This window comes from Tatumella saanichensis, from assembly GCF_000439375.1.
GTDB classification, from domain to species: Bacteria; Pseudomonadota; Gammaproteobacteria; order Enterobacterales; family Enterobacteriaceae; genus Tatumella; species Tatumella saanichensis.
On sequence record NZ_ATMI01000041.1, the window covers coordinates 60,837 to 76,072 of the forward strand.

The following is a 15,236-nucleotide window of genomic DNA, read 5'->3' on the forward strand; positions in this document are numbered from 1 at the left end:
AGCCGTCCCTCACCCTGCAAATCCACCTGTATTAGGTACTCGACCGGCGGCGTTTATCGAGTTTGTCCATCATCAGGAATACCACCGGGGTGGTGTACAGGGTTAACAACTGGCTGATAACCAGGCCGCCGGCGATAGCGATCCCTAGGGGCTGGCGCAGTTCGGCACCGTCCCCTGTGGTAAACACCAGTGGCAAAGCACCGAACAACGCGGCCAGTGTCGTCATCAGTATAGGGCGAAAGCGCAGTAAACAGGCTTGGTAAATCGCCTGTGCGGCGGTCAAGTTGGTCTCTTTTTGTGCCGACAGGGCAAAATCGATCAGCATAATGGCATTTTTCTTAACGATACCAATTAATAACAATACCCCCAACATGGCAATCATGCTGAAGGGGGTTCCTGACAAGCGCAGGGCAATAAAGGCCCCCACCCCTGCGGGTGGTAAGGTCGAAAGAATAGTGATCGGGTGAATAAAGCTTTCATACAGGATGCCGGTCACAATGTAGACAATCGCGATAGCGCCGAGGATCAGCCATAGCTGGTCTGACTGGCTGTCGCGAAACAGTTTCGCATCGCCGGCAAACTCGCCGCGAACCGAGGACGGGACACCAAGGCTGACCATAGTTTTTTCTATGGCATCCGATGCTTGTGAGAGGGCTGTACCGTCTGTCAGGTTAAAGGATAGCGTTGCCGCTGCGGACAATCCTTGGTGATTCACCGAGGTCGGCGTATTGCCCGGTGCCCAGTGGGCGATTTCTGACAAGGGGATCGGCTGCCCAGCGCGGTTAATCAGGTAGAGCTGATTGAGGGCTGACGCATCACGGGTATAGCGAGGATCCACTTCCAGCACCACTTTATACTGGTTCATCGGTCGGTAAATGGTGGAGATTTCACGCTGCCCAAACGCATCATTGAGCAATGCATTGACTTGAGCCACATCCAGTCCCAGCCTAGCCATCGCTGCCCGGTCATAAACCAGTTGTAACTCACCACCATGATCTTCTTGGTCGGAGCTGAGGTCCGTCAGCTCCGGCAATTTGCGAAACGCTGCCAAGACTTTCGGTGACCACTCACGCAGGGCGCTGAGATCATCGGACAGCAGGGTGTATTGGTAACTGGCATTCGATGAGCGGCCACCGGTACGAATGTCCTGTACCGGGTTGAGATAGAGTCGTGCCCCGGGTTCCTTCGCCAAGGCGATACGTAAACGGTCTATCACTTGACGGGCGGTGACGTTTCTCTGTGAAAGGGGCTTCAGAGAGATATACAGCGAACCACTGTTGGTCCGCATGCCACCGGTAAAACCGGTAACGTTATCTACCGCCGGATCTGCACTGACAATTCGCATAAAGTCTGCCAGTTTGCCGCGCATGGCTTGGAAAGAAATGCTCTGGTCGGCAGTAATGTTACCGGAGATACGGCCAGTATCCTGTTCAGGAAGAAAGGTTTTAGGCAAACCGATAAATAGCACCACTGTCAGTGCCACGGTAGCCGCCAGGACGGTCAGCGTTAGTTTCGGATGATCCAGTACTGGGCGCAGCGAGCGGGCGTAGCCTCGCTGTAACAGGTCAATAAATCGGCGAAATAGACAGCGACGATGAGCGGTATCCGACGTGGGTAACGCCAATAATCGGGCACACATCATTGGCGTTAGCGTCACAGAGATAAACAGCGAGATTAGGATCGCTACTGATAAGGTGATGGCAAATTCATTAAAGAAACGGCCCACTAATCCACCAAGAAACATCAGGGGCAGAAATACTGCCACCAATGACAGACTCATCGCCAAGACGGTAAATCCAACCTCGCGTACCCCCTGACAGGCGGCCTTAAAAGGCCGAATACCGTTTTCCACATGGCGGGCGATATTTTCTAACACCACAATGGCATCATCCACCACAAACCCGGTGGCGATAGTCAGCGCCATCAGCGACAGATTATTCAGGCTAAAGCCGCACAGGTACATGGCGGAAAAACTGCCAATCAAGGAGACCGGTACCACCATTGCCGGGATCAGCGTTGCGCGGGCGGAGCCGAGAAAGAAAAATACCACCAAGATCACCAAGGCGACAGCAATGACCAACGACTGTTCCACTTCATCCAGTGATGCACGAATAGTGGGAGAACGATCTTGGGCAATGCTCAGCTGGATGGCGGCGGGGATCTCGGCCTGCAACTGCGGCAGCCGTTCGCGGATCCGGTCCACGGTAGCTATCACATTAGCATCGGCATTTTTACGGATCATCATCAGGATGGCCGGTTTTCCATCACTCATACCAATATTGCGAGTATCCTGCACATCATCACTCAGGGTGGCAACATCGCTCAATCTGACCGCCGCCCCTTGGTTGTAGTGAATAATCAGTGAGCGGTATTGGTCAGCGCTATCCAGCGCATCGTTAGTCGCTAAGTTCCAGCGCTGGTCACCACTGTCGATAGCCCCCAAAGGACGACGTTGGTTAGCATTACTGATACTGCTGCGCACTTGTTCGAGAGAGATCCCTCGGTTAAACAACGCTTGTGGACTGACATCAACACGAACCGCCGGTAGAGAGCCTCCACCAATAGTGACATCACCGACCCCGTCAATCTGAGAAATCGTCTGCGCCAAACGGGTCGTTGCAAAATCATACAGCTGCCCTCGAGAGTAGGTGTCTGAGGTGAGGGTCAGGATCATTACCGGCGCATCAGAAGGGTTCACTTTATGATAGGTCGGCCGTGAGGGCATCCCACTTGGCAGCAGACTTTGTGCCGCATTCAACGCCGCCTGCACATCCCGAGCGGCTCCGTTGACATCGCGGTTTAGGTCAAAGATCAGAATGATGCGAGTGCTACCCAGGGTGCTGGTGGAGGTCATTTCACTGATGCCAGCAATCCTTCCCAGGGATCGCTCTAGGGGCGTGGCAACAGAGGACGCCATGGTTTCCGCTGAGGCGCCAGGAATATTCGCGGCCACTACCACGGCAGGAAAATCGACCTGTGGCAGTGCCGCCACTGGCAGCATGCGCAGCCCCAGTAGCCCGGCCAGTACAATTGCCAAGGCAATCAGTAGGGTGGCTACTGGGCGACGGATAAACTCGTCAGCGCGGATCACTGCCTTTTCTCCGACAGAGAAGCTATGGCGGTACGACGTTGTTTTAAACGCCGCGATAGGCTATCAAACATCAGATAAATGACTGGCGTGGTAAATAAGGTCAGTACTTGGCTGACAATCAAACCACCTGCCATGGCGATACCCAGTGGTCGACGCAATTCAGCCCCGACACCGACACTGAGCATAAGCGGTAAAGCCCCGAACAGTGCAGCCAGAGTGGTCATCAAGATAGGCCGAAAACGCAACAGGCAGGCCTGGTAAATGGCTTGGCTAGGACTCATTCTCTGCTGGCGTTCTGCAGAAAGGGCAAAATCGATCATCATGATGGCATTTTTCTTAACGATGCCAATCAGCAGGATGATAGCGATGATGGCAATGATATCCAGTGGATGCCCGGACAGCATCAGCGCCAATAATGCGCCGACACCGGCGCTAGGCAGCGTCGACAGAATTGTCACTGGGTGGATAAAACTCTCATAGAGGATCCCCAGCACGATATACATACAGATAATGGCGGCGACCACCAGCCAGACGGTGCTACTCAGGGCTGCGCGGAAGGCGAGGGCACTGCCCTGAAACTGAGTGACAATATCAGCCGGTAACTGCAACGACTGGCGAATATTGTTGATCGCACCCACCGCGCTACCCAGTGAGTCACCGCGAGCAATATCAAAAGAAACCGTTGCCGAAGGGAACTGGTCAAGATGATTCACGCTCAACAGCGTACGCTTAGGGGTGAGGGTCGCTAGGGCGGTGAGGGGGACTGTCCCCCCGCTGCTATTGGTCAATCTGATATCCTGCAGGGCTGCCAGGCCCGGTTCTCGACGAGTGTCCTGTCCGAGCACCACGCGGTACTGATTAGATTGTGTGTAAATGGTAGAGATCAGCCGCTGGCCGAAGGCATCGTAGAGCGCATTATCGATATCTGCCATGCTGATGCCTAAGCGGCTAGCCGTGTCACGATCGACGCGGATCATGGCTTCACTGCCCTGATCTTGCCAGTCACTGCTCACATCTCGTAGTGCCGGTGAGCGTTGCAGGGCTGTTACCAGCCGTGGCAGCCACTCTGCCAGTACGGACTGGGAGGGAGCCTGCAGGGTAAATTGATAGGGCGTACGGCTGGCGGTGGTATCAATGGTCAAATCTTGCACGGCCTGCAGCCACAGGCGGATCCCGGCGACTTGACTGACCGACTGTTGTAACCGCTGCTCAATAATAGGAATGCGATCCTGGCGTTGAGACAGCGGCCGTAGGGTAATCTGCAGGCGTGATTCGTTCAGGGCAGCGTTGGTACCATCGATACCGACGAAGGCCGTCACGTTTTCAACATCGGGATCTTTACCAATAATGGCGGCGACCTGACGGGTTCGATCGGCCATCCCTTGCCAAGAAACGGTTTGTGGTCCCTGCAGGGTGGCTTGGATCAGGCCGTTATCCTGTGCAGGGAAGAACCCTTTGGGGATCATTACCCACAGCAGTATGGTTAACATTAGGGTGCCGAACGCTACCCCAAGAGTTAGCCAACGATGACGGAGCACCCGGGTCAACATGCGGCCATAACCGGCAACCAGTCGATCGAACAGCCGCTCGCAGGCTAAGGAGAAACGGTTCTGTTGTGGATGAGCGCCACCTTTTAGCATCCTGGCGCACATCATTGGCGTGAGCGTCAGGGAGACCACTGCGGAGATCAAGATAGAGACCGCCAGGGTGACTGCAAATTCACGGAATAAGCGGCCAACCACATCACCCATAAATAACAGCGGGATCAGTACGGCAATCAGTGAAATGGTCAGAGAAATAATGGTAAAGCCAATTTCACCCGCGCCCCGTAGCGCCGCTTGTAAGGGCGATAAGCCTTTTTCGAGGTGACGGGAGATATTTTCGATCACCACAATCGCATCATCGACCACAAAGCCAGTGGCAATGGTTAGCGCCATCAGGGTCAGATTATTAATGGAAAAACCAAGCAGGTAGATGGCAGCAAAGGTGCCTATCAGTGACAGGGGCACTGCCACCGCAGGAATGATAGTCGCCGGTATATTGCGCAGAAACAGATAGATAATCATAACCACCAGCGCAATCGCCAGCAGGAGTTCAAAGCGAGTATCGCTGACCGAGGCGCGGATATTTTGCGTCCGGTCGCTGACCAATTGCACGGATACGGATGCTGGCAGCGAGCTTTTCAGTGATGGCAATAAGGCTCGGACACTGTCGGCGGTGGAGATAATATTAGCACCGGGCTGGCGCAGAATATTCAGGACAATCGCCCCCTGGCCGTTATTCCATGCCCCCAGCCACTGGTTTTCAGCCCCTTCGGTGACGGTCGCCACATCGCCGAGACGCACCGGCGCATTATTGCGATAACTGACGATCAGTTGGCGGTAGTCATTGGCGTCTCTCAGTTGGTCGTTGGCCGACAAGGTCAGTGAGCGTTCTGCACCATCGAGGCTGCCTTTCGGGGTATTGACATTAGCATTACCAATGGCAGTACGAATATCTTCGCTGGTCAAGCCGAGTGCTGCCAGTGCGGGGGCATTAAGCGCCACCTGTATCGCAGGACGTTGGCCGCCGGATAAGGTCACCAAGCCGACACCACTGACTTGAGAGATTTTCTGTGCAATTCGGGTTTCGACCAAGTCTTGTACCCGGGTCAGGGGGAGGCTTTGGGTCGTGACCGCGAGTGTGAGGATCGGCGGGTCCGCCGGATTCACTTTGTTGTAGACCGGTGGGTTAGGCAGATCGTCGGGCAGATAACTCATGGCGGCGTTGATGGCGGCCTGGACTTCCTGTTCAGCAATGTCGAGTGGCAGCGACAACTGAAATTGCAGAGTGATCACCGATGCACCGCCAGAGCTTGCAGAAGACATCTGTTTGAGGCCAGACATCTGCCCAAGCTGGCGTTCTAACGGAGCGGTGACGGCTGACGTCATGACGTCGGCACTGGCACCTGGGTAGCCAGTCACCACCTGAATGGTCGGGTAATCCACTTCCGGTAAAGCCGATACCGGTAAAAATCGATAGCCCATTATCCCTGCCAGTACGATAGCGATCATTAGTAAGGTGGTGGCAACAGGGCGCAGGATAAATCGGCGAGACGGGCCGCCCTCCTTGACTGGCGTTAACTCACTCATTAACGGAGCTCTCCTCGGTCGTCTCCGCCGCGGACTGCGGATTGACAACCTCGACCAGACTGCCTTCGGTGAGGCGGTCGATGCCATCGGTTACCACCTTTTCACCGGCTGTGACACCTTGAGTGATCACCTGCAGGTCGCCGGTTTGCATACCGGTGGTCACCGGTTGGCGTCGTACTCGATTATTCGCGCCGACCACCCAGACAAAGTCGCCGTCAGAGCTAGTTTGTAAGGCAGGCAGTGGTAGGGTTAGGGCATTTTTTAAGGTGCCGGTTTGTAGGCGGATGTTAACGAATTGATTGGGGAAAAGCTGGTCATCTTCATTACTGAAACGGGCTTTCAGTTTTAAGGTGCCGGTAGCTGCGTCAATCTGGTTGTCGAGGCTCAAAAGGCTACCGCGGGCCAGAAGATGGGTATCGGTACGGTCCCGGGCTTCGGCCAGTAGCGGACCCTGACGCTGTGCTTGCACAATGCGATCAATCACGGCTTCCGGTACGGTAAAGACGACATCTGCAGGATGAGTCTGGGTGATGACGACAATACCGCTACTGTCTGAGGCGGTTATCGTGTTACCAGCATCGACCTGCTTAAGGCCAACCTGTCCGCTGATCGGCGCAGTGATGCGGCTATAGGTTAGGTTTAGTTTGGCGCTATCAATGGCCGCTTGGTCGCTTTTCAGTAAGCCTTCGCTTTCTGCAACTAGGGCTTGTTGGTTATCCAGTTCCTGTTTGGCTACCAGTCCGCTCACTGACAGCTTCTGATAGCGTTGTAAGTCGGCACGTGCATTGGTGAGACTGGCTTGATCTTTTGCCAGCTGCCCTTGTGCTTGCAGCAGTGCGACCTGAAACGGCCGTGGGTCGATTTCTGCCAGTAACTGTCCCGCTTTTACCTGCTGGCCCTCACGGAAATTGAGCGACATCAGTTGACCCTCGACGCGGCTACGCACGGTGACGGTCTCAGAAGCCGTGACAGTTCCCAGTGCCGACAGTTCGCGGGGCAGTGTCTGGGTTTTTACCTCTGCCACCTGCACCGGCGTTGCAGTCCTGCGGTTATTTTGGGTCGACGCTGCTGTGGACGTAGCGGTATCCGACGGCGCCGCATGCCAGAAATGAACCCCGGCGAGTAGGGCAATAATCATCAGAAAAAGGATCACGAAAACGCTGGTGACACGTTGTTTTGCTTTCATGCTGTTATCTGCTCTCCTGCATCAATCAGGCCATTATCCGCACTATGGCTGTTCAGTATAACGGCAAAAATCCCATGAAAGTTGAAGGAAATAAGGAAACAGCAGTTAGATAGGGAGCGATAAAGGGAAACACCGGGGATGCCCCCGGTGAGGCAGCCATTAACGGAACAGATTTTTCGCCCAGCGGGTTAATCCCAAGGTAACCGAGCCAAAATCATCACCGCTGGTAAGAGGGGTCTCCGGCAGAATTGCTGATAAGGCCGCGCGCAGCAATGGAGAACGGGCACTGCCGCCAGTGAGGTAAACCACTTGCGGACGCGTCGCCGAAGTCTCGATGACTTCCTGTACCTGACGGATCATTTTCTCCATCGGCTGGGCGATGGCTTCTTTCATCTGGCTGACATCCAAGGATGCGGATAGCTGGTCGGCAATATAAGAGAGAGGGATCTCGGTATTTGTCTGCTGTGACAGCCTAATTTTGCTTTCTTCGGCGCTGCGGACTAACTGGTAACTCTGTTTGGTTTTCCACACCTGTAACAGATGGCTGACCTGGTCGGCATGCTCAGCATCTTTAATCATCTGACGCAGCAACTGCGCACATTCGGCGGAATAAAACTGGCTCTGTGCGGCGACATCATTGATCGCGACGGCATTCCACCATGGCAGGGCAGGGAGGGCGGTGCCTTTGCGGGTACTGCCACCCAGGCCCATTAACGGCATCAAGGTTTTAAACGCCAACATAATGTCCAGGTCGTTACCGCCGACACGGCATCCGCTGTGGCCAAGTAGGCTTTCGGTACGGTCAGCCCGTTGCTGCCACTCTGGGCCCATCAGTAGCATCGAGCAGTCGGTGGTACCCCCACCGATATCGACCACCAGGACTCGAGTTTCCTGTTGTAGGGTTGCCTCAAACTCAAGCCCCGCCGCGACAGGCTCATACTGGAAAGCGGTATCACGGAAACCGGCCCGCTGGGCCGCCCTTAGCAGGATATTTTCCGCCTGCTGATTGGCTTCCTCACCACCAGGGCCTTGAAAGTTCACCGGGCGGCCAATGACAGCTTGAGTAATGGTCTCCCCGGTCTGTTGCTCTCCCTGCTGGCGAATATGCAGCATCATGGCGCAAACCAGATCCTCGAAAAACGCAATTTGTTGGGATTTTAGCCCTGGCGCACCGAGGAAGGATTTCGGCGATTTAACAAACCAAACATCTTCCGGGTCGGCGATATAGTTTTCCAGGGCTTGCATACCAAAACTGACACTCTGTGTCGTGACCGGCATATCCTCTTCACGGTTGAGCCGCAACGCAGTTTGCAATAACGCGGTATTTTCCGGCGTCGGAAAGGGGATATCATGACAGCGATACAGCCATTCGCTGGGTACCGTCCGTAAAGGTGCGGCAATCATGGAAGGCAGTAACGGCGAGTCCTTTTCCAGTAACAGCTGACGAAATACGCCGTCCTGTTCAGTGGCTATTGAGCAGTTAGCTGTGCCGTAATCAAATCCGATAAACATAGTGCGCCCCCGCGAAGAAAAAAAGGGGGCGACTTTACCCTGTAACGATGACTGCGTAAATGCTGATGTGTTAATAGGCCTGCGAGCTGTGCAGCAGATCGGCGCGAGTATAAGGTTTTTCGATGCCTGCCAAGCGGGCAGACAGCGAGGCCAAAAATTGCTGAGTAGTGGCTGGTTGACCTTTGACGATGATCAGCAATGGGATCACCGCCAACAGCAAGGCTTGAAATAGGCTCACTTTTTTCAGTGCAGTGCGGCGCTGAATCAGTAGATACAGCGAGCTTAAACTGAGGCCGAGTAGCGCGCCACTGATCACTTCACTGGGTGAGTGCGCATGCAGTTGTAGACGGGAAAAACCTATCGCCAGCGGCAACAAGTAGCCGGCAGTCACGAGGAGTCGCCGCCAAGCAGGACGGCGGCCGCCGGTCAGCATCCACATCATGACTGGCCAAAAGGTGGATGACATGGTGGTGTGTCCACTGAAACCGGTAAAATTATAGGCTTTAATACCGAGAAAAAAACCGAGAAACAAGATCTTGGAGAGACTTACGGTTAGGCCAGCGGTACCAAAGGTTACCAACCAGCCAAACGCCGTTTGCCAACGCCCGCTTTTGCATAATAAGAATACCGCCAGCAGCAGTGCAGTAGGCAGCAGCAACATGCTGTCACCGAAGTAAGTCAGATTTTTCCAGTTCATAAGTGTTCCTGGTAATAATAAGTCTTCCTGATATTTTCACGGCAGGGTGAACGGGCGCTGCTCCAGCGAGCGCGGCAGTATACTCAACAATATCGCTGGCGACTATGGTTAAAGTCTTAAGATTGATTGCGCTTTTTTCTGGCATCAGCAAGATGAAATCCCTATAATCGCCGCCGTAAACCCTCTCATTCTGCCGGCTTTTTGTCCGTTTCAGACAGATCCGGCTCCAGTTTCAGGTCTTTAAAACGTATGACTGACTCGTCCTATCCGTGCGTAATCGTGGGCATTGCCGGCGCCTCTGCATCCGGTAAAAGTTTGATTGCCAGTACGCTCTATCGTGAAATTCGTGACCAGGTAGGTGACGAACATATCGGCGTTATCCCCGAAGACAGCTATTACCGGGATCAGAGCCACCTCACTATGGAAGAGAGGATTAAGACCAATTATGACCATCCGAATGCGATGGACCATGATTTATTATTGTCACATTTACAGGCGATCAAAGCAGGACATGCGATCGACCTCCCTCTTTACAGCTATTCAGAGCATACGAGGATGAAAGAAACCCGTAAGCTACCGCCGAAGAAAGTGATTATTCTAGAAGGTATTCTGCTGCTGACGGATGCACGTTTACGTAATGAGCTGAATTTCTCGATTTTCGTGGATACACCGCTGGATATCTGCCTGATGCGCCGTATGAAACGTGACGTTAATGAACGTGGTCGCTCTATGGATTCGGTAATGACCCAGTATCAAAAAACTGTCCGGCCGATGTTTTTACAGTTTATTGAACCTTCGAAACAATATGCTGATATCATCGTGCCAAGAGGCGGTAAGAACCGGATTGCAATTGATATTCTGAAAGCCAAGATTAACCAGTTTTTTGAATAATAACAGGTCGGAAGGGGGTAACCGCTTTCGGATTTTCAGTAACAGGGAGTAGAGCATGAGATTGTGTGACCGTGATATAGAAAGCTGGCTGGACGATGGCAGGCTGGACATTTCACCCCGCCCGCCCGTCGAACGGATTAATGGTGCCACAGTTGATGTGCGTCTTGGTAATCAGTTCCGGACGTTTCGAGGGCATACTGCCGCCTTTATCGATCTAAGCGGTCCTAAGGCAGAAGTCAGTGCCGCCCTGGATCGCGTAATGAGCGAAGAGATCATCCTGCCAGAAGGGGAAGCTTTTTTTTTACATCCCGGTGAACTGGCGCTGGCGGTGACCTTAGAATCTGTGACACTGCCAGATGACCTGGTAGGCTGGCTGGACGGGCGTTCATCTCTGGCGCGGTTAGGGCTGATGGTCCACGTAACGGCTCACCGTATTGATCCAGGTTGGAAAGGCAGGATCGTGCTGGAGTTCTATAATTCAGGCAAGCTGCCACTGGCACTGCGCCCTGGTATGCTTATCGGGGCACTCAGCTTTGAGCCTTTGTCGGGGCCAGCGGCGCGTCCTTATAACCGCCGTCAAGATGCCAAGTATCGTGATCAACAGGGCGCGGTTGCCAGCAGAATAGATAAAGACTAAATCCACGCTCAGGGGAGAGTATGAAGAGACTGATCACTACACTGGCCATATTGCTTGTGGTTATCGTCGTCGGGATGACCGCCCTAGTCATGCTGGTCAATCCTAACGACTTTCGCCAGTATATGGCTCAGCAGGTCGCGAAACGCAGTGGTTATCAGCTCTCCATTTCCGGTGATTTACGCTGGCATGTGTGGCCACGGCTGAGCATTCTTAGTGAGCAGGTCTCTCTAACCGCCCCCGGGGCCACTGTTCCAGCGGTTACGGCAGAAAATATGCGGCTCGATGTGGAATTGCTGCCGCTATTATCTCATCAGCTGAATGTCAGTCAGGTGATGCTAAAAAATGCCGTTATCCGTGATATTCCAGAGGCAACCGGGCAGCATAAAGCTGGTGCACCGGTCGCCCCTCAAGATGAAGAAAACCTCTCCTCTGTCACTCGTGGCTGGAGTTTCTCTATTCGTCAACTTACCCTCGCCGACAGCCTGTTTATCTGGCAGGATGCTCAGGGCAATCAGATGAATTTTCGCGATCTGAACCTGAGTCTGTCCCAGGATAAGATGAGACAAGGTGAGTTCAATTTCAGCAGCAAAATTTCACGTAACCAGCAGAACCTGAAATTAAATATTAACGGTTACCTGGATGCCACCCACTATCCCCAGCAACTGAATCTTGATATCCGTCATGGAGGCTATCAGATTTCAGGCGTCGACCTGCCAGCGGAAGGCATTTCCGGTGAGGCAGTGTTTACAGCCTCCTGGCAACCTGCCGGTGAACAATTTTCTGTCACTAACTTGGCATTGCATGCTAATAACAGTGATTTCTCTGGCAATGTTTCCGGACAGCTATCCCCTTCTTTAACACTGCAGGCTGCACTCACTTCCCAAAATGCAGATTTTGATCGGTTACTGGCTCCAACAGTGAGTCATGATAATCCGACCACCGCCAGACAGGCCAAAGCACCGGTAATTGCTGACAGTGATAGTCAACCTTTACAGGACAGCTGGCTACGCAGTGCTACGATGGCAATCAGTATTCATGCTGGAACTGCTCAGTGGCGTGGACTGCAATTAAAACAGCTTGAACTCTCTGCCCACAATAGTGCTGGCGTGACACATCTTGAGACTTTGAGCGGAGCTTTGGGTAATGGCCATTTCTCGTTGCCGGGACAGCTTGACTGGCGAGGTAACCAGACCCGAATTAACTTGGCACCAGTATTGACGAATATTGATCTGCAACCGGTGCTGGCCTTCCTGCAATTACCTCCAGTACTGAAAGGTGAGGTATCTTTACAAGGGCAGTTTAGCGGTAATGGTCTGTCCCATGCGGATATCAGTCGTCAGTGGCAAGGTAACGGGCAACTGGCCTTGAATCATGGCCAGACCGGTAGCCTCAATCTGCAGCAGATGGTCAGTGACACCGTTGCTCGAAACAGTGGTCGAGTACGTTATTCTGCCCCTAATGACAATACCCTGCCGATGTTGGCTGGCAGTTTCCGCCTTGATCCAGGCGTGCTTAGCTTCACCGATTTACAGGGGCAGGGCAATGATGTCCGCACCCATGCGCAGGGACAAATTAACCTGAATCAGCGTACTCTGGATATGACCTTCAATTTTGCCATGTCAGGCTGGCAAGGGGACCCGAAACTGGTGAAACAGCTTTCCGGGCTGGCTATCCCGGTACGTCTCTACGGTCCGTGGAATCATCTGCAGTATTCACTGCCGGTGGCGGAAATCCTTAATGATACTGTGCGCCAGAGAATGAAAAAACGGCTGGACAAGTGGCTAGATACGCCTGCCATTGGCTCCTCACAATAAGCGACCAAATTGGCCGCGTGAGTAGTGACTGACTGGATAGCATTAGCCAAGAAACAGTTGCTGGAGATGAGATCAGAGGATGCTTAAAAAGACCTTAGGCAATCACTTTTTGTCTAAAGGATCCGATAACCTGTAGTACCCTGCTCATATGATCCTTAATTGTCTCTGCTGAAAAACGGAAAAAATATGACTCAATTAAAAGCTGTCATTCCTGTTGCCGGTCTGGGTATGCATATGCTCCCTGCCACCAAAGCGATCCCGAAAGAAATGCTGCCCATTGTCGACAAACCTATGATTCAGTATATCGTCGATGAGTGTGTCACTGCGGGTATCAAAGAGATCGTGCTGGTCACCCATGCTTCGAAAAATGCCGTTGAGAATCACTTTGACACCACTTATGAATTAGAAGCGCTGCTAGAACAAAGGGTAAAACGCCAACTGCTGAGTGAAGTCAAATCCATCTGTCCGCCGGGTGTGACCATCATGAATGTCCGGCAGCCTCAGCCGTTAGGATTAGGTAACGCCATCCTTTGTGCAAGACCAATGATTGGTGATAATCCCTTTGTCGTCCTGCTGCCCGATATTCTGTTAGATGCCCGCACCGCTGACCACCTGCGCTATAATTTGGCCGCCATGATTGAACGTTTCCATGATAACGGTCATAGCCAAGTACTCTGTAAGCATATGCCCAGTGAAGACTTATCTGAGTATTCAGTGATCACCACTGGTGAACCGCTGGAAAACTCAGGTGATATCAGTACTGTTGAACAGTTTATTGAAAAACCGGAAAAAGGTAGTGCTCCGGATTCTGACCTCTGTGCGGTCGGGCGTTATGTATTGTCTGCATCCATCTGGGATGAGCTGGAAAAAACAGAGGCAGGTGCGTGGGGCCGTGTTCAGTTAACTGATGCGATTGCTTCCTTAAGCAAAAAAGAAGAGGTCGAAGCCTTGTTACTGACCGGCGATGATTATAACTGTGGTCGGAAACTGGGATATATGCAGGCATTTGTCAGTTACGGATTACAGAATACTTCACAGGGCAGGGATTTTCGTGAGACCATTCGTAAAATTATCAGCAACTAAATAATAATACGGCTTTTTATTAACCGGAGTAGTTTATGTCAGTTTTAGTTACAGGTGGGGCAGGCTATATCGGATCACATACTGTGCTTGCACTTCTTGAGCGTGGTGATGATGTGGTGGTGCTGGATAATCTGTGTAATGCTTCAGAGGAGTCATTGCGCCGTGTTGCGCAGTTAGCGGGTAAGACGCCGGTATTTGTTGAGGGTGATATCCGTGATCGTCAATGCCTACAAGGATTATTCGCTGAGCATAATATTACCGATGTCATCCACTTTGCTGCCCTGAAAGCCGTCGGTGAATCCACCCGTATGCCGTTGGAATACTACGAAAATAACGTTGCTGGCACAGTGGTCTTACTCGAAGAGATGCGTAACGCTGGAGTGTGGAATTTTATTTTCAGCTCTTCTGCCACCGTCTATGGAGAAAATGCCCCCGTACCTTATGTTGAGACCACGCCAATCGGCGGCACTACCAGTCCTTACGGCACATCGAAACTAATGATTGAGCAGGTGATTCAGGATTTTGCCCGTGCTGAATCCCGTTTTAATGCCATTGCCTTGCGTTATTTCAACCCTGTCGGTGCTCACCACTCCGGTGAAATCGGTGAGGACCCAGCTGGTATCCCGAATAACCTGCTGCCTTATATCGCCCAAGTGGCTATAGGGAAGCTGGAGCGACTGGGTGTATTTGGAGATGACTACCCGACCCCTGATGGAACGTGTCAGCGTGATTATATTCACGTCGTCGATCTGGCTGAAGGGCATCTCAAGGCCCTTGACCATCTGCAAAACAGCCAAGGCTGTAAAGCCTATAATCTGGGTGCCGGTAAAGGTTACTCAGTGTTAGAGATGATCAAAGCCTTTGAAAAAGCCAGCGGTAAAACCATTCCGTTTGACATGAAACCGCGCCGCAGTGGTGACTTGGCCGCATTCTGGGCGGACCCTTCGCTTGCTGAACGTGAACTGGGGTGGAAAGTGAGCCGCGGTATCGATGAAATGATGAGCGACACTTGGCGTTGGCAAAGCAAAAATCCCAACGGTTATCGTTAAACCCCAAATTTAAGTGCTATATTAGCGGAGTTAAATTCCGGCAGGCCAGGTTATTACCTGGCCTGACATTGTGGACATGGCCAGTGTTCAGGTAGCTGAAAAGCCTGGGGCGGTAGCGTGTCTAAATTTATGATACGCAGCCTTC

Annotated in this window: 10 protein-coding genes; 5 read left to right on the top strand and 5 right to left on the bottom strand. The window is 52.6% G+C overall.

The window, feature by feature from the left end; translation table 11 throughout:
* Positions 1-31: 31 nt before the first annotated feature.
* From mdtC to DW47_RS0111895, 5 genes are all read right to left on the bottom strand, one after another.
* Positions 32-3,091, bottom strand: coding sequence for a multidrug efflux RND transporter permease subunit MdtC (gene mdtC / locus DW47_RS0111875; protein WP_029686633.1), 3,060 nt, complete (start codon positions 3,089-3,091; stop codon positions 32-34).
* The gene (locus DW47_RS0111880; RefSeq protein ID WP_029686634.1) at positions 3,088-6,222 is read right to left on the bottom strand and encodes an MdtB/MuxB family multidrug efflux RND transporter permease subunit; all 3,135 of its coding nucleotides are present in this window, start codon (positions 6,220-6,222) and stop codon (positions 3,088-3,090) included. Before DW47_RS0111880 ends, mdtC begins: the two co-directional genes overlap by 4 nt.
* Entirely contained in the window at positions 6,215-7,408 is a 1,194-nt protein-coding gene (locus DW47_RS0111885) for an MdtA/MuxA family multidrug efflux RND transporter periplasmic adaptor subunit (RefSeq protein WP_029686635.1), read from the bottom strand. The genes DW47_RS0111880 and DW47_RS0111885 overlap by 8 nt, the downstream gene beginning before the upstream one ends.
* A 159-nt stretch (positions 7,409-7,567) precedes the next feature.
* A complete protein-coding gene (gene yegD, locus DW47_RS0111890; protein ID WP_029686636.1) occupies positions 7,568-8,920 on the bottom strand; it encodes a molecular chaperone in 1,353 nt (450 codons plus the stop codon).
* A 70-nt stretch (positions 8,921-8,990) separates the two neighbouring features.
* A complete protein-coding gene (locus tag DW47_RS0111895; RefSeq protein WP_029686637.1) occupies positions 8,991-9,617 on the bottom strand; it encodes a phosphatase PAP2 family protein in 627 nt (208 codons plus the stop codon).
* Between the two features lie 249 nt (positions 9,618-9,866).
* Between DW47_RS0111895 and udk the strand changes: the two genes are divergently transcribed.
* The 5 genes from udk (at position 9,867) to galE (ending at position 15,091) form a co-directional block, all read left to right on the top strand.
* A complete protein-coding gene (udk, locus tag DW47_RS0111900; protein WP_029686638.1) occupies positions 9,867-10,508 on the top strand; it encodes a uridine kinase in 642 nt (213 codons plus the stop codon).
* A 55-nt stretch (positions 10,509-10,563) separates the two neighbouring features.
* Positions 10,564-11,145, top strand: coding sequence for a dCTP deaminase (gene dcd, locus DW47_RS0111905; protein ID WP_029686639.1), 582 nt, complete (start codon positions 10,564-10,566; stop codon positions 11,143-11,145).
* A gap of 20 nt (positions 11,146-11,165) precedes the next feature.
* A complete protein-coding gene (asmA, locus tag DW47_RS0111910; RefSeq protein WP_029686640.1) occupies positions 11,166-12,959 on the top strand; it encodes an outer membrane assembly protein AsmA in 1,794 nt (597 codons plus the stop codon).
* Between the two features lie 186 nt (positions 12,960-13,145).
* Positions 13,146-14,042, top strand: coding sequence for a UTP--glucose-1-phosphate uridylyltransferase GalF (gene galF / locus DW47_RS0111915; protein WP_029686641.1), 897 nt, complete (start codon positions 13,146-13,148; stop codon positions 14,040-14,042).
* 35 nt (positions 14,043-14,077) lie between these two features.
* Entirely contained in the window at positions 14,078-15,091 is a 1,014-nt protein-coding gene (gene galE, locus DW47_RS0111920) for a UDP-glucose 4-epimerase GalE (protein WP_029686642.1), read from the top strand.
* Positions 15,092-15,236 lie beyond the last annotated feature (145 nt).

Excerpts from the sequence above, each read along its gene's own strand:
- DW47_RS0111880 (WP_029686634.1), bottom strand. The coding sequence starts at position 6,222 with ATGAGTGAGTTAACGCCAGTCAAGGAGGGCGGCCCGTCTCGCCGATTT.
- DW47_RS0111885 (WP_029686635.1), bottom strand. The coding sequence starts at position 7,408 with ATGAAAGCAAAACAACGTGTCACCAGCGTTTTCGTGATCCTTTTTCTG.
- yegD (WP_029686636.1), bottom strand. The coding sequence starts at position 8,920 with ATGTTTATCGGATTTGATTACGGCACAGCTAACTGCTCAATAGCCACT.
- DW47_RS0111895 (WP_029686637.1), bottom strand. The coding sequence starts at position 9,617 with ATGAACTGGAAAAATCTGACTTACTTCGGTGACAGCATGTTGCTGCTG.
- udk (WP_029686638.1), top strand. The coding sequence starts at position 9,867 with ATGACTGACTCGTCCTATCCGTGCGTAATCGTGGGCATTGCCGGCGCC.
- dcd (WP_029686639.1), top strand. The coding sequence starts at position 10,564 with ATGAGATTGTGTGACCGTGATATAGAAAGCTGGCTGGACGATGGCAGG.
- asmA (WP_029686640.1), top strand. The coding sequence starts at position 11,166 with ATGAAGAGACTGATCACTACACTGGCCATATTGCTTGTGGTTATCGTC.
- galF (WP_029686641.1), top strand. The coding sequence starts at position 13,146 with ATGACTCAATTAAAAGCTGTCATTCCTGTTGCCGGTCTGGGTATGCAT.
- galE (WP_029686642.1), top strand. The coding sequence starts at position 14,078 with ATGTCAGTTTTAGTTACAGGTGGGGCAGGCTATATCGGATCACATACT.